The organism is Sulfitobacter sp. JL08, assembly GCF_003352045.1.
Taxonomy (GTDB): Bacteria; Pseudomonadota; Alphaproteobacteria; order Rhodobacterales; family Rhodobacteraceae; genus JL08.
Map to the genome: position 1 here is coordinate 637,020 of NZ_CP025815.1, position 21,428 is coordinate 658,447.

Genomic DNA, 21,428 nt, shown 5'->3' on the forward strand with positions numbered 1-21,428 from the left:
CTATCGGGCGGACGCTGCCAATCGCTGTGTCGGACTCAGGCCCTGCCATGTCTTGGAATAAGCATAACTGTGCCCATTTCTTAGAAGCCATTTCTTTTCCGTTGAGGCTACGCGCTGATTAGTGAGACATGCGGACTTCAGGCGGACACAAAACTACCGAGACTACGATCTCTTCCGTTTGCGTCTTTCAAGTTTTTGTTTTTATTGATTTTTATGGTGCCCCCACACGGACTCGAACCGCGGACCTACTGATTACAAAACATTATTGTTCTACTTACCGATATTTACTGTTTTCAATTAACTATCTTGACTTAATTGCATAAAATTGGCTCAACTTACCGATGTGACTACAGCAAGTTACCACTATTTACCAGTATGGCGCGTCCTATACGCGTCCTAGGACGCAATATCAATTATGCCGATTACCAAAAGAAAACCACCTGAAAAGCCGCCTAAGAAGGTTAGACTGAGCGGGTCGCTCATCGAAAAATTGCCCCTTTTAGACCGGGACTACCTTGTTGCGGATACCGATGTGCCGCGGTTGAAACTCAAAGTAACACCCGTGGGCAATATGAGCTTTCTCTTGCGGTACCGGAATGCCGACGGCGTCGAGAAAAAGTATAAGCTTGGCAATTTTCCCGACATGAGTGTCTCTTTGGCTAGAAGAACTGCTGCGGTGCATTTGAACAACATCGCAGCAGGAGAAGACCCCGCGGAAGAACGTGCGCAGCGACGGCACGGCCTCACACTGAACGAGCTGTACGAGCGGTTCATGCGTGAGCATGCGCTATATCACCTACGCCAAACGACGGTAAGGAACTACAAACAGATTTACGGGGCTTACATTGAGGTTGGGGTAGGCAGGAAGCCATTGCTTGCGATTTCAAGAAACGATGTTCTTGATGTTCATCGTTCGCTTTCCGACACACCATATGCTGCAAATCGTGTGCTGGCTTTCATCAAGCGGCTTTTCAATTGGGCAAATGAAAACGGCCTGTTCCAAGAGAAGCCAAACCCTGCAAGTGGCGTCAAACCATACACAGAACATCAGGTAGAGCGGCTATTGAGTGAAGAACAGACAGCGCGGCTTGCAGATGCCCTACATCAAATCCGATTTGAGCGCCCAGCTACTGAGGCCTCGATAAACACAATACTGTTCATGTTTTTTACAGGAAGCCGACGAAGCGAAGCGATGCGTATGAAGTGGGATGACGTAGATTTAGAACGACGAACGGTTGCCTTCATCGGAGCGAAATCAGGTGATCGAAAACAAGCAATGTCCAGAGCGCTGCTTGAGTGGCTTGTTGAGCTAAAGTTGCGTTCATCGGGGGTATTTTTGTTTCCCGGCTCGAAAAAGGGCGAACCAATCAAAGACATCAAGAAAACGTGGCAACGAGTTCGAACCCGTGCCGGTCTTCCAAATTTCCGGCTTCATGATATTCGTCACAACGTATTATCGGACATTGCAGCTGCCAACGATATAGCGACCGCGCAAGCCGTTGGCGGACATAAAAGTATCCGATCAACGATGCGATATATTCACGCCAAATCTGCTCTTACTCAAGCGGCGCTGGAAACGTCCGGCGATCGAGTTGAGAAAACCTTTCTGTTAGGAAAATTAAATAATGAAACTTAAACGGATATGGGCGAAGGACCCGAAGACAAACCGGAATAAACCCAAATGGGTCACAAAAGAGGAATTCGAAAAAAGGAAGCCACCAGTCAAACGTCAATCCATTCACACGTCCAACGATGAACTTAACGAAGTCGCGGCGGCAAACATTCTAAAGCTTGAAGTGCAAACATTGCGCAATCGAAGGAGCAAAGGTGAGCCACCTGAGTATTTCAAGCGAGGAAACCGTGTATTTTACGAACTTTCTTCAATTTTGGAGTTTCGGGATAGCCGAGTAAAGTCAGGCAATCGATTGCCAAAAAAAATTACGTAGTCACTGCATTCAGACGGTAACTGGAAGCTGACATTCGCGAGGATGCAGCGAACTGCCGCTTTGTCCCAATCAGAACCAATTTATCCGACGTGCAACGAATGGCGTGAAATTCCAAACCTGCCGTTCGTGCGTGGTGCAGAGAATGACGGGTAAGTGCCCGAAACGGTCAAATAATCGCGCGGAATTACGAGAACTTTTTTCGGTCGGCATCAGCTATCGAAGTTTAAAGCGACAAACTGAAGTCAAAGAATGTATTGAAAATCAGCTAATTGTGTTAACGTTCCGTGTTTACGTAGCACTATTGTTCCGAGGTCGTCTTATCATGCGGTTCATTTTCATTTTCATTCTTGTCCTATTTCCCATCTACGCGATTGGCCAAAACTCTTCTTCGGTGATGGAAAAGGCCTTTGCTGCTGTAGACCGCGCCGACAATGAAACGGCTATTAAACTCTTTCTCGAGGCTGTCATTAATCCGGGAACCCACGGGGTAGATGAGGCAGAACGTATCGAGGCAAACTACCAACTATTTGACCTGCTTGCCATTGGAGCATTCGATACGGCCATCATCTTCCTCGAAACCGCAGCAATTGAAGGGCATCCAGCCGCCCAAAACCACTTCGGGTATCTGATCACTCAGCTTTATCGCAAAAATCCGTCTAAGGCTTTGCAAAAGGCTCTGGGCGGAAAATATGATCGACGCGATGCTATCCGATTTATTACCACTGCTTCAGATGCCGGGTACTACCCAGCCGTCATGAGGCTTGCAGACTATTACGAAGACGGTTCGAATGGGGCAATCCAAGACCCAGCTTATGCCGAGGAACTTTACGCACGCGGTTTCGCGCTGGCAGAAGAAGCCATGGCGGGTGGCGATCCAAACGCGGCGGAAGATATTGCAAGGTACTATGAACGTGGGCAGGGTACGGAAAAATCCCTTGCGCAGGCGAACCGTGCCAAAGTTGCTGTGATTTATTTACTTGAGGATCAAGCGGTTGCGGGCAACATCGAGGCGCAAAGGCGATTAATGTACAAACTTATCGACGCAGAGGTTCTGCGCATTTCACCTGACACTCAACGAGACGCCGAGGACTGGGCCATCATTTGGCTTGTAAACCGGGACGACCACAACTCTATGGCGACTGTGGCAAGACTTTACGCAGAAGGAAAACTTGGCGGTGGAAATCTCGTCATGGCGCATGCACTGTATAACACCGCGAGCACGTTAGGTGAGACCGACTTCGCGGCAACGAAACGTGACGAAGTAGCGGATCGGATGACTTCACAGCAAATCCGGGAAGCGCAGGTCCGCGCCCGAAAATGTGTCAGCCTCGGACTTGCGGGTTGCCTTGATTAAACCTTGCTCTGCATCAGACTACGCTTTGTCCGTAAGCCGGGCTTGGGCCTGCTATGCCCAGACGACGCGATTGTCTGCTTCGTTCCGCAACTGAGACATTCGGTTGGGCTATGGCGAGCGGCCAGTTTGACGGTCGAACAGTTAGTGACCGTTCCGACAGAATGTGGGCCCCACATTTCACAACTGCAAAAAACGATGCCCCCACATCGATATTAGTCGAGCGATGGACAGTAAATCGGAAAATGGCACATAACAAAACTATAGGCCTATTTCTTGGATAGTACCGTCCCGAAGCTTACCCCCTACATATGGCGTATCTTCGATTTGTATCACATATAGGTTTAAGCTCATGAATTATATGGATAAAACGTGTTATGTGGCGTCCACGAACCGTACCCGGTACGCATCCTACAATCGATTGTAACGAAAAACTCCATGTTTGTGGGAAAAACCAAGAAAATCACGCGGTTTTCTTGCCCATTTGTTGCCGAACCCAAAAAATTGCTACCCAAACCTATCAATAGGTACAGGAGGTTACCAGGTGGTGTGCACAAGCGAACCAACATCCGCAGGAGCACACCATGTCAGAAATTACCAAAATTGTTTCCTATATCCGCGTATCCACTAATCGGCAGGGGCAAAGCGGACTTGGCCTCGAGGCTCAGAGGGAAGCGGTACTTAACTATTCGAAATCAGCAGGGGGCAGGATCGCAGAAGAGTTCGTGGAGATTGAAAGTGGCAAAAGGAATAATCGCCCGCAACTAGCGTCTGCAATCGAAATTTGTAGGAAATCAAAAGCAACCCTTGTGATCGCTAAACTCGATCGGTTGGCCAGGAATGTACACTTCATTTCCGGCCTTATCGAAGCGGGCGTAAATTTTCGTGCGGCGGACATGCCCAACGCGGACAAGTTCATGCTGCACGTGTACGCCGCAATGGCAGAGGAAGAAGGCCGTCGGATCAGTGAGCGCACGAAAGTTGCGCTGCGCGCGGCAAAGGCTCGTGGCGTCGTTTTAGGCGCAACCGGCAAGATGCTAGCAGCGAAGCACAAACATGCCGCTGACACTTTTGCCTTGCGACTATCGCCGACAATCGCGAACATGAAAGCTGAAGGACTGTCGGTACGCAAGATCGCAGATAGGCTCAATTATGATGGTGTTGCAGCTTATTCGGGAGGTCGATGGCATCCGACCACCGTCCAAAGACTTGTACGACGCATAGAAGTTCTTTCCATTGGGGACCCTAGGGGTCTAACATTGGCGTCGAATTAACGCGTCACGACCGTTGGTAATGAAAGATTTATTCTGCGGTTTCTTCTCCGTAAAAGTTTCATCGTGGCTCGCATGTATTCTTGGTACTCGGCAACGTCGAGCGGGTAGCCATCTCTTTGAAAGTTGTCGAACGGCAGCATAAAATTGATCGAACCATTCTCAATTAGATCGTTTAATAAAAAGAAGTCTACGTAGCCGTTAAAATCTTCGAACAACGCAAAGAAATCTTCATATCTTCTCAGAACTTCCGAAAGCGGACTAGCTTCACCAATGTAGTAGCGGCGGATACACTCAAGTGTCAGGTCGATCCTGTCCCTGATCTTTACGTTACAGCCACGCGCTTGATTAATGTTCTGCTTTTTATCGACCATCTTTCTGGGAAAGACGATGTATCCACCAATCGTGCTGCCGAGGTTGTAGAATTCACCCATTTCGTGTTTAGAAATTTGAGAGGTTATCGGCGCCATCTTTCCTACGTGGCTATGGGTGTTAGTGATCGCATCACTGCTTAGGCGGAATTCACCAACCTCTGAAATGTGATAAATGTATCCTCCCGGTTCATCCTGAAGTTTGAATTCCGTACCGCTAGGAAGTGGTTTGCTCCACAAAAGCTGGTGATATTGACGAAGAGTTGGGCTGTACTTGTCAGGATCCTTGCCAGATGGCGTATCCTCAAACATGAAAAACTGAGTATTAATCCCCATCCATTGGCTCCATTCAACGGTTCACGAACTACTAGGACGATAGACCTGTCTGATCGACAAGTCTTTGTTCTGCCCCGAGTTCAATGCACTTGCTCCTCAGTTCGGTTGCGCCAGAAATTCATTTTCATTCGGCTCGCCTTCCGCTTCTGTGCAGTCCCTGATGCGCTCTATCTTGTTCCGCAAAGCTCACGTTCCACGCCCATCGATTTGCAAAGAAAGGCGCGCTGCCAGCGTTGGTAGGCTAAGTTGCACAATTAGTAGGCTAAGTAACACAACATGACGCTTGAGCAAATCGTGATCACTTCAATAAAGGTGGCGGCGAGACGCCAAATTGGCGAAATTGGCACTTTTCGAAGGTTCATCGAGTACATAACAGATTTCAAGGTATCGTCTTGACAGGTCCCTTGGAGGCGTCCTCCTAGTAAAGACCGTAATAGGGGACATAACAGATGACACAAAGGAGCCGGTTTCTGCCAACTCTCGACGTTGAAACCCGTGTTTCGCAAGAAACTGCCATGATTGATCGGCTCGAACTCAAAGTAGGACCGTGGACAACAGAAGGCGCTCGTGACGAACTTTCTGCGCTTTGGTCCAATCTGTCAGGCTTTGAGGTGCAGACCGCTCAGGGTGTATCGATCCCTTGGTTTCAAGACAGCAGTTACAGACAAGACTATCGAAGACTTTATTTGCAGTTCCGGAGAACTGGTCGTGGTCCTGGTGGGATTGGCCTTAGACCTCTAATTCATGGGACCGTTGTAGGCCAACTCCAAGGAGTTACTGTCAGCGAAAGTCAGGTCCGGCGTCTTTCGATAGAAATCGATGGCGTTTGGAACCTGACCAGGTTCGTCCAGTCCCTCCATCCAGTCATCCGCTTGGCGAAAGGAACACGGAGGATGGCGTCGCGAGGCTTCCCAAATGCAATAGAACCGCAACCAGATTGGTGGAGCGAAGAACAGCCACTGATCCCGTGCGACAATCTGATCATTGGCAACGCCAGCAGGTACAAGCTCGCCCGGAGCAAGCCTTTTGAAGAGTTCCTTCAAGACCACGTGGCCGGCACACTGGCTACGTTCTGCGATGCCCTGATCCAGAATGGCTTGTTACAGCCTAATGAGAACGAGGGTCCCGTCTTTGATCCGGCGGAGTACAAGCTAGGTGACATTGAGTTTTACTGGGAGTTCGATCACCCCACACCGATCACTTTTGTCGACACGTTGACGCACTTTCTACCGCGCGTGGCAAAGCAAATGCGGGTTACCAAAAAGGACATCGACCGAACAACCCGTGAAGTCTCTTTTCAATCACAAAGCGCCACAATCTACTTGACCCGAAAACGCCAGCTTCGGGTATACGCAAAAACAAACCGTAGAATTCGCTTCGAAGTTGAATTTCCTTCCGGTTATAGAAGCACAGCCCATACGCGCTCCACGTACAACAGCTTCGCTGATTTCAGGAATGCGTCATCGAACCTGGCCCGAGAAGCTGCGGATACGTTGAACAAAGTCCTTGAGAACCTTTGGGGTTGGGTCGAACCCCACGAGCTTGATGCCACCCCGGAGGAATTACGTGCGGCAATTGTCGCGGCCTCCAATGATCCGTTTATTGCGACGACCCTGATCCATAATTTGGCGAGATGGGAGCGCATCGCCCTGTCACCCGGAGACCCGCTCCGAGACACAGTAAGACGATTGGCGACAGGAAAGTCGGCTGTTCTTAGGACGCTCAAGAGTGACAGGAGTATTTACGTGGTCACGCGTCGCTACGAATATGCGCGACGCCAGTTAGGCCGGGTCTAAACTTCTGGGCTCGGGGGGGCGGTTTTTCCGCGCGCGGAGCCATATTCGCTAGCTTCAAGAGGTCAAGCTGCCCAGTGCGCGCGTCTGGCGTTCCTCGGCGCGGAATTCGTCAATATTGCAACGCCCCATTGTGTCGCGAATTAACCGTATCCAAAACCTATGGAAGAAAGGGCTCGTAGCCAAACACATTTGAGCCCCTTTTAAAGTCTTCGTAGAAAACACATCGGTTGGCCTCCCGAAAGATACCGGAACTTACCATCGCGCTGCGCCCTATTTGCGTCCTAGACCAAAATCAAAAAGAAAAGGGCCTAGCGAATAATGCGCTAAGCCCTTGAAACTTTTGGCTCCGGCGGTAGGGATCGAACCTACGACCAATTGATTAACAGACATTTGCCATTCAACTGTGATTTACGGGATGAAAATGGAAGGTATAATCCTGCGTCCTATACGCGTCCTAACAATCGATTGTAAGCTTGGAAAATCGGGTAAGCTATTGATTTTATGGTGCCCCCACACGGACTCGAACCGCGGACCTACTGATTACAAATCAGTTGCTCTACCAGCTGAGCTATAGGGGCAAACCGAGAAAACACTGTCGCTTTCGTGGTTTTTTTGCAAGCTTTGAAAGCCCTGTCATTTGATTGCGGTGCAATTGGATGACAGAATCCCGACGCTTGCGGAGCTTCTATTATGCGAGGAAATGAGAGGATGCAAGACCGATTGATGCGATTGAAACAAGCGCGTTGAAATTGCCGTTTTGAGTGGCTGGATCATGCGGTTCAGGCGGGCACTGCTGGCGCTGTCACAGCGTATCGGACTTTGATGTATTGGGGTTTTCACGGTTCAGGCAAAGCGGGTTGCCAAATTTTGATCGGCCCGCGCCGGTTTGAAGTTTTCGGGGGCCACGGGCTTGACCTTCCTGTAACTGGAACCCCTATCTAGAGGCCAGATTATGATCGGAGTCCCGTTGTGGAACAGCAGAAGTCACTGGTATTCGGCCTGAACGGCCTTAGTTGCGCCTCATGTGTCGGGCGCGCTGAAAAGGCATTGCAGGCTGTAAAGGGCGTACAGAACGTTCACGTGAACCTTGCGGCGCAAACGGCCTGCACGGATGTTGATGAAACGTTCAGTGCAGATCAGGCCGCGTCTGCGCTTGAAAGTGCCGGATACCCGGCCGATGTGGAAACATACCGGTTTGCCGTTGAAAACATGTCGTGCGCGTCTTGTGTCGGGCGGGTGGAACGGGCGTTGGCGGCAATGCCGGGTGTGGTTTCTGCATCAGTCAATCTGGCGCAGGAACAGGCAATCGTTCAGGTGTTGGGCACATCGGTGCCCGCCGGGGCCATTGCGCAGGCTGCAACCGCCGCAGGGTATCCTGCCACATTGATAGATGCGCCGGGCACTGACCGTTCGCTGACCGACCGGAAGGCTGAAGAAACCGCCAACCTTAAGCGAATGACGGTTATCGCGGCAGTTCTGACTCTGCCGGTTTTTGTTCTTGAGATGGGCAGCCATGCGGTGCCCGCCATTCACCACTGGGTGATGTCCGTACTGGGAATGAACACAAGCTGGACCATTCAGTTTGTGTTGACGTCAATCGTTCTGGCGTGGCCGGGCCGGCATTTTTACCTCAACGGCTTTCCGGCGCTGTTCAAAGGCGCGCCCGATATGAATTCCCTTGTGGCTTTGGGGTCGTCCGCAGCATGGGGGTTTTCCACAGTGGCCCTGGTTGCGCCGTGGTTGCTGCCGGATGGAACGCGGGTTGTCTATTTCGAAGCGGCTGCCGTGATCGTGACACTTATTCTGTTGGGCCGCTATCTTGAGGCGCGCGCAAAAGGCCGCACCGGTCAGGCGATCCGCAGGCTGGTGGGCCTGCGCGCCAAAACCGCGCAAGTCGAAAGGGACGGTCGCCTGATCGAACTGTCTGTTGATGATATCGTTGTCGGCGATCTTGTTCAGGTGCGGCCGGGTGAAAAAATCGCAATCGACGGGGTCGTGACCCAGGGCGGTTCTTATGTCGATGAAAGCATGATCACCGGCGAACCGGTGCCGGTTGAAAAACCGGTCGATTCCGAGGTGGTCGGCGGAACGGTGAACGGAACCGGGGCGCTGATGTTTCGCGCTACCAAGGTCGGCAGCGATACAATGCTGGCCCAGATCATTCGCATGGTCGAGGAAGCGCAGGGCGCCAGGCTTCCGATACAGGATCTTGTGAACCGGATTACGCTGTGGTTTGTGCCTGCGGTCATGGGTGTTGCCATGTTTACCTTTCTGACTTGGGTGCTGGTTGGCCCCGATCCCGCGCTCAGCTTTGCATTGGTGGCGGCGGTGGCGGTTCTGATCATCGCCTGCCCCTGTGCAATGGGTCTGGCAACGCCCACATCCATCATGGTCGGCACCGGACGGGCTGCGGAACTGGGCGTTCTGTTCCGGCAGGGTGACGCGCTGCAAGCACTGAATGACGTGAAAACCATTGCGCTGGACAAGACCGGAACGCTCACAGAGGGGCGACCGGAGCTTACAGATATTGCGTTGATGGAGGGTTTCGGCGAAGCCGAAGTGCTCGCCGTTGTCGCCTCGGTCGAGGAGAAATCGGAACACCCGATTGCGGCCGCCATCGTGCGACGTGCGCGAATAGACGGTGTCTCTCTGGTCGCGGTGGAAGACTTCACCTCGCTCACCGGCTATGGCATCAGTGCGACAGCAGATGGAAAACGGGTTCTGGTCGGCGCGGACCGGTTGATGAAGCGCGAAGGGGTATCCCTTGATGCGGCGCGCGGCATTGGCGCACGGTTTGGAGAAGACGGGAAAACGCCGCTATATGCCGCGATTGACGGGCGCCTTGCAGCTGTTATTGCCGTGTCCGATCCGATCAAATCCGGGACCGCAGACGCCATCGCTGCCCTGCATGATCTGGGCCTGAACGTGGCGATGATCACCGGTGACAATCGCGCCACGGCCCATGCTATCGCAGGCCGTCTGGGCATCGACACGGTGATTGCCGAAGTGCTGCCAGAGGGCAAGGTTGAGGCAATTGAGCAGTTGAAAGACCGGCAGGGTAAAATTGCCTTTGTCGGCGATGGCATCAACGATGCCCCCGCTCTGGCAACCGCCAATGTCGGCATCGCCATCGGAACTGGAACCGACGTCGCGATTGAAGCCGCCGATGTCGTGCTGATGTCAGGCAACCTGCAAGGTGTCGTGAACGCCCTGCATGTCAGCCAGCGTACCATGCGCAACATCCGTCAGAACCTGTTCTGGGCATTCGGGTACAACGCCTTGCTGATCCCGGTTGCTGCGGGTGTCTTTTATCCCGTGTTCGGGCTGATGCTGTCGCCGGCGCTGGCGGCGGGCGCAATGGCCCTGTCCAGCGTGTTCGTGGTGACAAACGCCCTGCGCCTGCGCTGGATCGCGCCTGCCTTGGACGAGACCCGATCCAAAGATGGTCCGACAGGCTCTGTTGTCGCAGCCGCCGCCGAATAGGAGGAAGCCGATGAATATCGGAGACGTATCAAAACGCGCCGGTCTGCCTGCCAAAACGATCCGGTATTACGAGGAAATCGGGCTGATTTCGCCGCTGCGAGACGCAAATGGCTACCGCAGCTTTCGCGAACGCGACATGCACAAACTTGCCTTTCTGGGCCGTGCCCGCGCCCTTGGGTTTACAATAGAAGACTGCCGTACATTGCTGGCACTCTGGGACGATCAAAGCAGGGCAAGCGCGGACGTGCGTGCGATTGCCAAGGAACATCTTGCCCAGATCGAAGCCAAGATCGCCGATTTGCAGACGATCCGGGATACGCTGTCACATCTGGTGCGTGAATGTGCGGGCGACCAACGGCCCGATTGCCCGATTCTGGAGACGCTGGAAAAGCTCCCGACGCGGTAGAGGGGGCGTTTGCCGTTCGCCAGATGCCTCTGGCGTGACCGCCCCATTGCCACAGTCCCGAATGTGCTGGTGAAAAAGCGCAGAAAAACCTAACTTACGCAGGGCAAAACAGGCTGGCGCAATGGCAAAACGGAAATTTGGCGGGGGGATGCCGGATCTACGCGATCTGGAACTGCTTGTGGCCCTGTCACGACACAAGAATTTTTCGCGTGCGGCGGCGGATTGCGGCATCTCTCAACCTGCGTTTTCCACGCGCATCCGCAAAATGGAAGACCGGTTCGCGCTGCCTCTTGTTCGCCGCGGGAACACGTTTGTCGGGTTTACGCGCGAAGGTCAGGTTGTTCTGAAATGGGCCCGCAAACTGCTGGATGACGTGGAAGGGTTGCGCCAGGACATTGATGCGCTGAACAACAATCTGTTTGGCAAACTGACGCTGGGTGTGATCCCGACTGCGATGCCTTTTGCCGCGCATGTCTCCTCGCAGTTGCGCCGCCTTCATCCCGATCTGTCAATCGAAATTCATTCGCTGTCCACCCGCCAGATCGAAATCCGGCTGAACGATTTTTCGCTGGATGCCGGTATCATGTATTTTGAGGATGCCGACCCCGAAACAACCGTGAAACTTTATGAAGAACGCTATGTGCTGATCGCGCCTGCATCGCTGGTTCCCGCGGGAAAGACCCAAGTCTCATGGTCTGAAGTGGCAGAGCTTCCTTTGTGTCTGCTCACTCCGGATATGCGCAACCGGCAACTGATCGATGCTATTTTTGCGCAGGTCTCTGCCGTTCCGACAGTGGTGATGCAGGCAACAGGCTTTACCGCCGTCATGGCACAGGTGGCCAGCGGGAACGCCGCAACGATCGCGCCGACGGCCGTTGCGGAAACGTTCCTTGCCCTTGAATCAACTGCACAGTTCGATCTGGTTGATCCGGTCGTGACCCATACAGTGGGCCTGTCGATCAAGGAACAAACGCCGGAATTGCCGATGGTGCGGGCTTTGCGTGTTGCCGTGCGCAATGCATTATAATGAAATCAAATCACGTATTCTTGAAAATGTATTGGAAACTATCGCGCTGACCTGAGATATGGTCCCGTCAAGGGAGATCAGCGCATGACACTACACGAATCCAAACCGGGCATCTGGAAATCGGGTAAGGGCAAGGGGCGTCACACGCCCAAGGGCCGCCAACTGGACGATCAGGCATGGGAAGACGTGCGCGCGCTGTTGGGCGATGCGCCGCGTCGCCGCGACCTGCTGATCGAATATCTGCACCTTGTTCAGGACAAATACGGTTGTTTGAACGTTGCGCATCTGCGGGCGCTGGCCGAGGAAATGCGCATTTCGATGGCCGAGATTTATGAGGTCGCGACGTTCTACGCGCATTTCGATGTCGTGAAGGAAGGCGAAACCCCGCCACCGGCGTTGACCATCCGGGTCTGCGACAGCCTGAGTTGCGAACTGGCGGGTGCGCAGGCACTGAAATCCGCGCTGGAGGACGGGCTGGACCCGACCGAAGTGCGCGTGCTGCGCGCGCCGTGCATGGGGCGGTGTGATACCGCGCCTGTATTGGAACTGGGGCATGCCCATATCGATCACGCCACGCCGGAAAAGGTGCAGGCCGCCATCGCCGCGCATGATACACACGCACATATCCCGGACTACGAAACATTTGCCGACTATGCAGCGGCGGGTGGTTATGAAACGATGAAATCCCTGCGCGCGGGCGGCAACTGGGAAGCGGTGCAGGAACAGATACTGGCCTCGGGCCTGCGCGGACTGGGCGGCGCGGGTTTTCCTTCGGGCAAGAAATGGGGTTTTGTGCGCGCCAATGCCGGGCCGCGCTATCTGGCCGTTAACGGAGACGAGGGCGAACCGGGTACGTTCAAGGACCGCTACTATCTGGAACGCACACCGCATCTGTTTCTGGAAGGCATGCTGATTGCCGCCTGGGCCGTCGAGGCGGATACTGCGTTTATCTACATGCGCGATGAATATCCGGCGGTACTGCATATTCTGGCGCAGGAAATTCAGGCGCTGGAACAGGCTGGCATCGTTGAACCGGGCTATATTGATCTGCGCCGTGGGGCCGGGGCCTATATATGCGGCGAAGAAAGCGCGATGATCGAAAGCATCGAAGGCAAGCGCGGATTGCCGCGACATCGCCCGCCTTTCGTCGCTCAGGTGGGTGTGTTCAACCGCCCGACGCTGGTGCATAACGTGGAAACCCTGCACTGGGTCGCGCGCATCTGCCGCGAAGGACCCGAGGTACTGTCGGCAACCGAACTGAACGGACGCAAAGGTTTGCGCAGCTATTCGGTATCGGGCCGCGTGAAAAATCCGGGCGTGTACCTTTTGCCTGCCGGATCGACGATTATGGACGTGATCGCGGCCAGCGGCGGCATGCTCGACGGGCACAGTTTCAAGGCCTACCAGCCCGGTGGCCCGTCTTCGGGTTTGCTGCCGGCATCGATCAATGATGTGCCGCTGGATTTCGACACCTTGCAGCCTTTGGGCAGTTTCATCGGATCGGCGGCAGTTGTGGTTCTGTCCGATCACGACAGCGCCAAAGCTGCCGCACTGAACATGCTGCGGTTTTTCGAAGATGAAAGCTGTGGGCAATGCACGCCCTGCCGCGTGGGATGCGAAAAAGCGGTGAAGCTGATGCAGGCCGACACCTGGGATCAGCCGCTTCTGGAAGAATTATGTGTTGCCATGGGCGATGCCTCGATCTGCGGGCTGGGGCAGGCGGCGCCCAACCCGATCCGTATGACCATCAAACACTTCCCCGAGGAGGTCTGAGCCATGTCCGACACAATCCGTTTCACACTGGACGGCCAACAGGTCGAAGCCAAGCCCGGCCTGACAATCTGGGAGGTGGCCAATGGCCGGGGTCTGGTCATCCCGCACCTGTGCCACAAACCCGCGCCCGGTTATCGCCCTGACGGCAACTGCCGCGCCTGCATGGTCGAGATCGAAGGCGAACGCGTGCTGGCGGCATCCTGCATTCGCGAACCCGCAGAAGGCATGGTTGTGACCACCAATTCCGCCCGCGCGGAAAATGCGCGCAAGATGGTGGTGGAAATGCTGCTGGCCGACCAGCCGCCGCGCGAACAGGCACATGACCGGTCCTCGCATCTGTGGGATATGGCCGAACTGAACGGCGTGTCCGAAAGCCGCTTGCCCGCGCTGGAGCAAGAGCGCATTCCGCTGCTGGACAATTCGCATGTGGCGATGTCGGTCAATCTGGATGCCTGCATCCAGTGCGGATTGTGCGTGCGCGCCTGCCGCGAAGTGCAGGTAAACGATGTGATCGGCATGGCGGGGCGCGGCCACGATTCCTATCCGACATTCGATTTTGCCGATCCCATGGGGGATAGCACCTGTGTGGCCTGCGGCGAATGTGTGCAAGCCTGTCCGACAGGCGCATTGCTGCCCGCGACCGTTGTGGATGAACACCAGCACGGCGACAGTGCGGATTACGACAGCGAAGTCGAAAGCGTCTGCCCGTTCTGCGGCGTCGGCTGTCAGGTGTCACTCAAGGTGAAGGACGGCAAGATCAAATTCGTCGAAGGCATCAACGGCCCCGCGAACGAAGGCCGCCTGTGCGTCAAGGGGCGGTTCGGATTTGATTACATCCACCACGATCACCGCCTGACCAAACCGCTGATCCGCCGTGAGGACGCACCGGCCAAAGGGTTGAATGTTGATCCGGCCAACTGGCAGACGCATTTCCGCGAGGCAACATGGGACGAAGCGCTGGGTTTTGCTGCGGATGGTCTGAAAAAGCTGAAGGCCGAACATGGCGGCAAATCGGTTGCCGGGTTCGGCAGCGCCAAATGCACCAACGAAGAGGCATACCTGTTCCAGAAACTGATCCGGCAGGGTTTTGGCCACAACAATGTCGATCACTGCACGCGCTTGTGTCATGCGTCTTCGGTGGCGGCGTTGATGGAAAATGTCGGATCAGGTGCAGTGACCGCCACGTTCAACGAGATTGAAAACGCCGATGTGGCGATCGTCATCGGGGCGAATCCGGTTGAAAACCACCCCGTTGCCGCAACCTATTTCAAACAGTTTACCAAACGCGGCGGCAAGCTGATCGTGATGGACCCGCGCGGCGTCGGCCTGCGCCGGTTTGCCAGCCATATGCTGCAATTCCGCCCCGGCGCGGATGTGTCGATGCTGAACGCGATCATGCACGTGATCGTCGAAGAAAAGCTTTACGACGAACAGTATATTCAGGCCTATACCGAAAACTGGGAGGCCGAAAAGGAACACCTGAAAGGCTTTACCCCTGAAAAGATGTCGGAAATCTGCGGTATCGCGCCCGAAGTCTTGCGCGATGTGGCCCGCACCTTTGCCGGTGCCAAAGCGGGCATGATCTTTTGGGGAATGGGCATTTCCCAGCACATTCACGGCACTGACAATTCGCGCTGTCTGATATCGCTGGCGCTGATGACGGGGCAGGTGGGCCGCCCCGGAACCGGATTGCACCCTTTGCGCGGGCAGAACAACGTGCAAGGCGCTTCGGATGCAGGTTTGATCCCGATGTTCCTGCCCGATTACCAGCCGGTCACGGATGACGGCGTGCGGTCGGCCTTTTTGCAAGTCTGGGGAACCGAGGATTTTTCCAGCGAAAAAGGCCTGACCGTGACCGAGATCATGGATGACGTGCATGCCGGAAACACGCATGGCATGTATATTCTGGGCGAAAACCCGGCCATGTCGGACCCCGATGTGGAACATGCGCGTGATGCGCTCGCCAAGCTCAGCCATCTTGTCGTGCAGGATGTTTTTATTACCGAAACCGCGAATTATGCGGACGTGATCCTGCCCGCCAGCGCCTTTGCCGAAAAATCAGGCACCGTGACCAACACCAACCGGCAGGTCCAGATGGGCCGCCCCGCAGTGCCGCCCCCCGGCGATGCGCGCGAAGACTGGTGGATCGAGGTGGAACTGGCCAAACGGCTGGGCCTGCCGTGGGATTACGCTGGCCCCGATCAGGTGTTCGCCGAAATGAAGCTGAACATGAAGTCGCTGAACAACATCACATGGGATCGTCTGAGCGGTGAAAATGCCGTAACCTATCCATCGCTTTCGCCGACCGATCCGGGGCAGGCGATTGTGTTTGGTGACGGGTTCCCGCGTGCTGGTGGCCGAGCGAAATTTACCCCGGCTTCCGTCATTCCGCCCGACGAGGCACCGGATGCAGAATATCCGATGATCCTGACAACGGGTCGCCAGTTGGAACACTGGCACACCGGATCGATGACACGCCGCTCCAAGGTGCTGGACGCGGTTGAACCCGAGGCGAACTGCTCGCTGAACCCCAAGACCCTGCGCCGTCTGGGCGTGGAACCGGGCGGGATGTTGCGGTTGTCGACGCGGCGCGGGTCGATCCAGATCATGGCGCGCGCAGACCGCGCCATTGCCGAGGATATGGTGTTTTTACCCTTTGCCTATGTCGAGGCGGCGGCCAATATCCTGACGAACCCGGCGGTGGACCCCTACGGCAAAATTCCGGAGTTCAAGTTTTCCGCGGTCAGGGTCGAAGCGGCGGACACTCAGGTCGCTGCCGAGTGACAAGTGGCGGGCAGGGCAACCCTGAACAGGTTGCGCTGCCCCGTTTCAACGGCAGCGATCACGCTACGGCGTCTTCAAAGCGCTGGTATTGGCCGCGCCTGATCCGCGTGCTTAAGGCGCTTTGGCATCCAGTTGCGCCAGATCGGGTCGGGGCAGGGTAGCCAGCAGTGCGGCCGTGATGCGACGACATTCAGCGCCGCGCCATCCTGCCGGGAAAACATCATCGGGCAGATCAGGCGCCCGCAGGATAATGCGCCGCCAGGAATGAACGACCAGAACGCGCAAAACCGAAATCTTAAGAGCGTTCAGCTCTACCGCGGTGTCCAGCGCCTGTCGCAGATCGCCAAGCGCGGCTTCGGTTCGCACAGAGGCCGCAACCAGATGTTCGCTGCACACCCGGTTTCGCAGCCAGTCCGGTAACGGCCTGTCCTGCGGCACTGGCAGGATCAGGTTGTCGCGCGCGACTGTACGATCCACCGTCAGTCCAAGGGCCGGCGTGATCCACAACACCTGCTGTGCGCCCGTTTTGTCTGTGGTGGCGTCAGGGGGCGGATCGCCGGTTTCCGATACCACCAGATAGCAAGACGATTGCGCGGTTGTTGAACCATAAATGCGCGGGCTGGCCTCGACGCTTCGCGCGCGCCCCTGATCGGTCAGGCCATAATCACTGTGCCGTCCGACGCGACGGCTGGTGATCCAGCCGTCCTTGCGAAGCCGGTGCAGAGCCACGCGTGTCGCTTCGGGTTTGATCCCGATTTCGGTCATGATGCTGTTCAGGGTCGGGCCACTGATCCACTGGCCGGGGTCCTGTGCCAGATCGCCGAACACGGTGATCAAAACCGACCAGACCCTGTGGGTCTGGCCGGCGGTCAGGATCTGGACAAGCGGGGCGAAATACGCGGACATAGGCAGGCTATACCGCGCCGGGCGCCGCAGGCCAAGCGTGCCCTAGTGACGGGCGTTCATTGTCAAAAGGTCGTATTCCGCAACCGGATCGTCATCCTGATTTGTCAGGGTCACGTGCCAGCGCACCTCGCCATAGTCTTCGTTGCGCGGGGTTTTCTGTTTCACGCTCAGACGCACCTTGATGGCATCCCCGGCTTCTACCGGTTTCATGAACCGCAAGTTGTCCAATCCGGTATTGGCCAGCACCGGCCCTTCATCGGGCATGACAAACAGACCGGCGGCAAAGGACAACAGCAGATATCCGTGGGCAACGCGCCCGGGAAAGAACGGATTTCGTTTGGCGGCATCCTCGTCCATGTGCGCATAAAACGTATCACCCGTAAAACGGGCGAAATGCTCGATATCCTCCAGCGTCACGGTGCGGGCGCTGGTGTGGATCGTTTCGCCGATCTCCAGTTCATGAAATGTGCGCGTGAAGGGATGGGCGGGCGCTTTTGCTTCGGCTGCGCCGGGCACCCATGTTCCGGTGATCCCGGTCAGAATGTCGGGACTGCCCTGAATGGCGGTGCGTTGCATATAGTGCATGACACCGCGTACGCCGCCCAGTTCCTCACCACCGCCGGCGCGGCCCGGCCCGCCATGCACCATGTGGGGCAGCGGCGATCCGTGTCCGGTGCTTTCGCCCATGCTGTCGCGGTTGTTGAAGTAGATCCGTCCGTGAAGCGCTCCGGCCCCTGTGGCCACTGCACGGGCCATATCCGGATCGCGGGTGATGACTGACAGAACAAGGCTGCCACCGCCGCGATTGGCCAGCGTGATCGCATGGTCCGTATCGCGATAGCCCATGATCGTTGAAACGGGGCCGAATGCTTCCGTGTCATGGACATGCCGCGCGATGTCGGGATCATCACAGTGAAACAGCATTGGTGGTACAAATGCGCCTTTGGTTGCATCCGCGCCTTGAACGGCAACGGCGTCGGGGTCGCCGAACACGCGTGTGGCCTCCTGGCCGATCAGGGCGGCCTGTTGCAGCACATCGCGTTTCTGAGCATTCGACACCAGTGCGCCCATCTGCGTGCTGTCCAGTGCCGGATCGCCGATCACGGTTCCCGCCAGCCTGTCCGAAAGCGCCGCAATCACCGCGTCAACGTGATCCTGCGGGGCCATGATCCGGCGGATCGCGGTACATTTCTGCCCCGCCTTGGTGGTGATTTCGCGATGCGTTTCTTTAATGAACAGATCGAATTCAGGCGTGCCGGGCGCGGCATCCGGCCCCAGGATCGACGCGTTCAGACTGTCCTGCTCAGCGACAAAACGGATGCTGTTTTGTAACAGATGCGGTTTGCTGCGCAATTTCAGCGCCGTGGCGGCCGAACCGGTGAACCCGACTACATCCTGACAGGTCAGATGATCCAGCATGTCACCCAGCCCGCCTGCGACCAGTTGCAAAGCGCCTTCGGGCAGAATGCCGATGTCGAGCATGATCCGCACCGCGCGTTCGGTCACATAACATGTGGCCGTGGCCGGTTTCACAATGGAGGGAACGCCCGCCAGCAGGGCAGGCGCCAGTTTTTCCAGCATGCCCCAGACCGGAAAGTTGAACGCGTTGATCTGGATCGCGACACCTTGCAGCGGCGTGCAGATATGTTGCCCCAGAAAGCTGCCCTGCCGCGAAAGCTGTTCGACCGGTCCGTCAAGATACACCTGCGCATCGGGCATTTCGCGCCGCCCTTTTGACGCAAAGACAAGCATCGTGCCGATGCCGCCATCCACATCGATCTTGTGATCGGCCAGTGTGGCGCCAGTGGCATAGGACAGGTCATATAGCGCCTGCTTGTGCTGGCCCAGATGCAGGGCCAGTGCCTTGATCATGCGAGCGCGGTCGTGAAATGTTAGCGCGCGCAAGGCGGGTCCACCTTTGGTGCGCGCATAATCCAGCATACCTGCCACATCCAGCGCGTCATTGCCCGCAAGGGCCATCGGTGCGCCCGTCACCGCGTTTTCGATCGTGCGGGCATGGGCATCTGGTGCGCGCCAGTGTCCGGCGGCAAAGCTCTGAACCTCAAGCAGTGACATGGTCTGTTCCTTCGTGGCCCGGTTTAAGGTTCTTTTATTGACCAACCGGTCGGTTTATGCAAGTTTCAAATCAACCACAGAGACAAGGGTGCAGGGATGATCAAGCGTATGAAGGGGCCTGTTTTTTCAGCAGGATGTCACCAATGACCCCGCAGGCCCGCGCCCGTAAATCGGCCGATGCCATGTGGGCAGACGATGCCGCCTCGAAATGGATGGGGATGCGGATCGTTGCAGTTGGTGAAGGTGCCGCGACGCTGGAAATGGATGTTCAGCCACACCATTGTAACGGGCACGGCAATTGCCACGGTGGTGTGACGTTTTCACTGGCCGACAGTGCTTTTGCCTTTGCCTGCAACAGTCGCAATCAGGCCACCGTTGCCCTGCACAATGCCATCACCTATCTGGCCCCCGCCCATATGGGCGACGTACTGACCGCCACAGCGCACGAGGTTTCCCTGATCGGGCGCAACGGTATTTACGATGTGCGTGTCACCAATCAGGACGGCAAGGCGATTGCCGAATTCCGCGGCCAGTCGCGCGCCATTCGCGGCCAGTTGTTTGACGAAGAACCGACATCCGAGGACATGACATGAAAGACCTGACGCCAAATCGCGATGATCTGGAGCCGATTGAAATTGCCAGCCGTGACAAGATCACGGCCCTGCAGCTGGAACGTCTGAAATGGTCGCTGCGCCACGCCTATGACAACGTCGCGATGTATCGCGAACGGTTTGACGATGCCGGTGTACATCCTGATGACCTGAAAGACCTGTCCGACCTTGCAAAGTTCCCGTTCACCACAAAATCCGATCTTCGTGATCATTATCCGTTCGGGATGTTCGCGGTGCCGCGCGACCAGATCGTGCGGGTTCATGCCTCGTCCGGGACAACGGGCAAACCAACGGTCGTGGGCTATACCGCCAACGATATTTCCAACTGGGCCGATCTGGTCGCGCGCTGTCTGCGTGCCTCTGGCGTGCGGCGGGGCGACATGGTGCACAACGCTTATGGCTATGGCCTGTTCACTGGCGGGTTGGGTGCGCATTACGGGATCGAACGGCTGGGCGCGATGGTGATCCCGGTGTCGGGCGGGCAAACCGCACGTCAGGTAACGCTGATCGATGATTTCAAACCGCAGGCGATCATGGTCACGCCATCCTATATGCTCAATATCCTTGAGGAGTTTCATCGCCAGGGTCTCAACCCGCGCGAAAGCTCGCTGCAAACCGCGATCTTCGGTGCCGAACCATGGACCAATGCCATGCGGCTTGAGATCGAACAGGCGTTCGATATGCACGCTGTCGATATTTATGGTCTGTCCGAAATCATGGGGCCGGGCGTGGCCAACGAATGCGTGGAAACCAAGGACGGTCTGCACATCTGGGAAGATCATTTCTATCCCGAAGTGATCAACCCCGACACCGGACAGCCGGTTCAGGACGGGGAAAAAGGCGAACTGGTGTTTACCACGCTGACCAAGGAAGGCTTGCCGATGATCCGCTATCGGACCCGCGATCTGACGCGGCTGATGCCCGGCACCGCGCGCAGCATGCGGCGGATGGAAAAGATCACAGGGCGCAGCGATGACATGATCATCCTGCGCGGCGTCAATCTGTTTCCCACGCAGATCGAAGAACAGGTGCTGGCCACAGGCGGGGTGGCCGCGCATTTCCAGATCGAGCTTTACCGCGCGGGCCATATGGATGCGCTGCGCGTCAATGTCGAAGCCGCGACAGGTGCCACGGACGAGGCCAGCCGCGCCGCCGCCGAACGGATGCTGACCAAACGGATCAAGGATATCGTTGGTATCAGTTGCGAGGTTCTGGTGCGCGACCCCGGAGCGGTGGCCCGATCCGAAGGCAAGGCCAAACGCGTCGTCGACAACCGGCCAAAGGACTGACG

Annotated in this window: 14 protein-coding genes and 1 tRNA gene; 11 read left to right on the plus strand and 4 right to left on the minus strand. The window is 56.1% G+C overall.

Going from position 1 to position 21,428, the window contains the following annotated elements:
* The first annotated feature begins 415 nt into the window (after positions 1 to 415).
* The 3 genes from C1J05_RS03295 to C1J05_RS03310 all read left to right on the plus strand — a co-directional run bounded on the left by C1J05_RS03295 (position 416) and on the right by C1J05_RS03310 (position 4,571).
* Positions 416 to 1,636: a site-specific integrase gene (locus C1J05_RS03295; RefSeq protein WP_114869021.1), complete on the plus strand. Its 1,221-nt coding sequence runs from the start codon at positions 416 to 418 to the stop codon at positions 1,634 to 1,636.
* Positions 1,637 to 2,049: 413 nt separating this feature from the next.
* Complete coding sequence (locus C1J05_RS03305) at positions 2,050 to 3,300, plus strand: tetratricopeptide repeat protein (protein ID WP_162797903.1); 1,251 nt, start codon at positions 2,050 to 2,052, stop codon at positions 3,298 to 3,300.
* A 581-nt stretch (positions 3,301 to 3,881) separates the two neighbouring features.
* Entirely contained in the window at positions 3,882 to 4,571 is a 690-nt protein-coding gene (locus tag C1J05_RS03310; RefSeq protein WP_114869023.1) for a recombinase family protein, read from the plus strand.
* Here the strand turns inward: C1J05_RS03310 and C1J05_RS03315 are convergent.
* Complete coding sequence (locus tag C1J05_RS03315) at positions 4,568 to 5,275, minus strand: DUF6994 family protein (protein WP_114869024.1); 708 nt, start codon at positions 5,273 to 5,275, stop codon at positions 4,568 to 4,570. The two genes, C1J05_RS03310 and C1J05_RS03315, sit on opposite strands and share 4 nt — an antisense overlap.
* 515 nt (positions 5,276 to 5,790) lie before the next feature.
* Here C1J05_RS03315 and C1J05_RS03320 point away from each other — a divergent pair.
* Entirely contained in the window at positions 5,791 to 7,071 is a 1,281-nt protein-coding gene (locus C1J05_RS03320; RefSeq protein ID WP_162797904.1) for a hypothetical protein, read from the plus strand.
* Between the two features lie 502 nt (positions 7,072 to 7,573).
* Here C1J05_RS03320 and C1J05_RS03325 read toward each other — a convergent pair.
* A tRNA-Thr gene (locus C1J05_RS03325) sits at positions 7,574 to 7,649 on the minus strand.
* Positions 7,650 to 8,040: 391 nt separating this feature from the next.
* Here C1J05_RS03325 and C1J05_RS03330 point away from each other — a divergent pair.
* The 5 genes from C1J05_RS03330 to fdhF all read left to right on the plus strand — a co-directional run bounded on the left by C1J05_RS03330 (position 8,041) and on the right by fdhF (position 16,544).
* Entirely contained in the window at positions 8,041 to 10,554 is a 2,514-nt protein-coding gene (locus C1J05_RS03330; RefSeq protein WP_114869026.1) for a heavy metal translocating P-type ATPase, read from the plus strand.
* A gap of 10 nt (positions 10,555 to 10,564) precedes the next feature.
* Positions 10,565 to 10,960: a Cu(I)-responsive transcriptional regulator gene (gene cueR, locus C1J05_RS03335; RefSeq protein ID WP_114869027.1), complete on the plus strand. Its 396-nt coding sequence runs from the start codon at positions 10,565 to 10,567 to the stop codon at positions 10,958 to 10,960.
* A 121-nt stretch (positions 10,961 to 11,081) separates the two neighbouring features.
* Positions 11,082 to 11,987 (plus strand): LysR family transcriptional regulator, encoded by a 906-nt coding sequence (locus C1J05_RS03340; RefSeq protein ID WP_114869028.1) that lies wholly within the window; start codon positions 11,082 to 11,084, stop codon positions 11,985 to 11,987.
* Between the two features lie 84 nt (positions 11,988 to 12,071).
* Positions 12,072 to 13,760 (plus strand): NAD(P)H-dependent oxidoreductase subunit E, encoded by a 1,689-nt coding sequence (locus C1J05_RS03345; protein WP_114869029.1) that lies wholly within the window; start codon positions 12,072 to 12,074, stop codon positions 13,758 to 13,760.
* Between the two features lie 3 nt (positions 13,761 to 13,763).
* Positions 13,764 to 16,544, plus strand: a complete 2,781-nt coding sequence (gene fdhF, locus C1J05_RS03350; protein ID WP_114869030.1) for a formate dehydrogenase subunit alpha — start codon at positions 13,764 to 13,766, stop codon at positions 16,542 to 16,544.
* Between the two features lie 111 nt (positions 16,545 to 16,655).
* Here the strand turns inward: fdhF and C1J05_RS03355 are convergent, their stop codons facing one another.
* The gene (locus C1J05_RS03355) at positions 16,656 to 17,450 is read right to left on the minus strand and encodes a PaaX family transcriptional regulator C-terminal domain-containing protein (protein ID WP_114869031.1); all 795 of its coding nucleotides are present in this window, start codon (positions 17,448 to 17,450) and stop codon (positions 16,656 to 16,658) included.
* 42 nt (positions 17,451 to 17,492) lie between these two features.
* The gene (paaZ, locus tag C1J05_RS03360) at positions 17,493 to 19,526 is read right to left on the minus strand and encodes a phenylacetic acid degradation bifunctional protein PaaZ (protein WP_114872075.1); all 2,034 of its coding nucleotides are present in this window, start codon (positions 19,524 to 19,526) and stop codon (positions 17,493 to 17,495) included.
* 143 nt (positions 19,527 to 19,669) lie between these two features.
* On the opposite strand from paaZ, the gene paaI reads away from it, so the two are divergent.
* Positions 19,670 to 20,119 carry a hydroxyphenylacetyl-CoA thioesterase PaaI gene (gene paaI / locus C1J05_RS03365; protein ID WP_114869032.1) on the plus strand — a complete coding sequence of 150 codons (450 nt, stop codon included), beginning with the start codon at positions 19,670 to 19,672 and terminating at the stop codon, positions 20,117 to 20,119.
* Positions 20,116 to 21,426 carry a phenylacetate--CoA ligase PaaK gene (gene paaK, locus C1J05_RS03370; RefSeq protein ID WP_114869033.1) on the plus strand — a complete coding sequence of 437 codons (1,311 nt, stop codon included), beginning with the start codon at positions 20,116 to 20,118 and terminating at the stop codon, positions 21,424 to 21,426. Before paaI ends, paaK begins: the two co-directional genes overlap by 4 nt.
* Positions 21,427 to 21,428 lie beyond the last annotated feature (2 nt).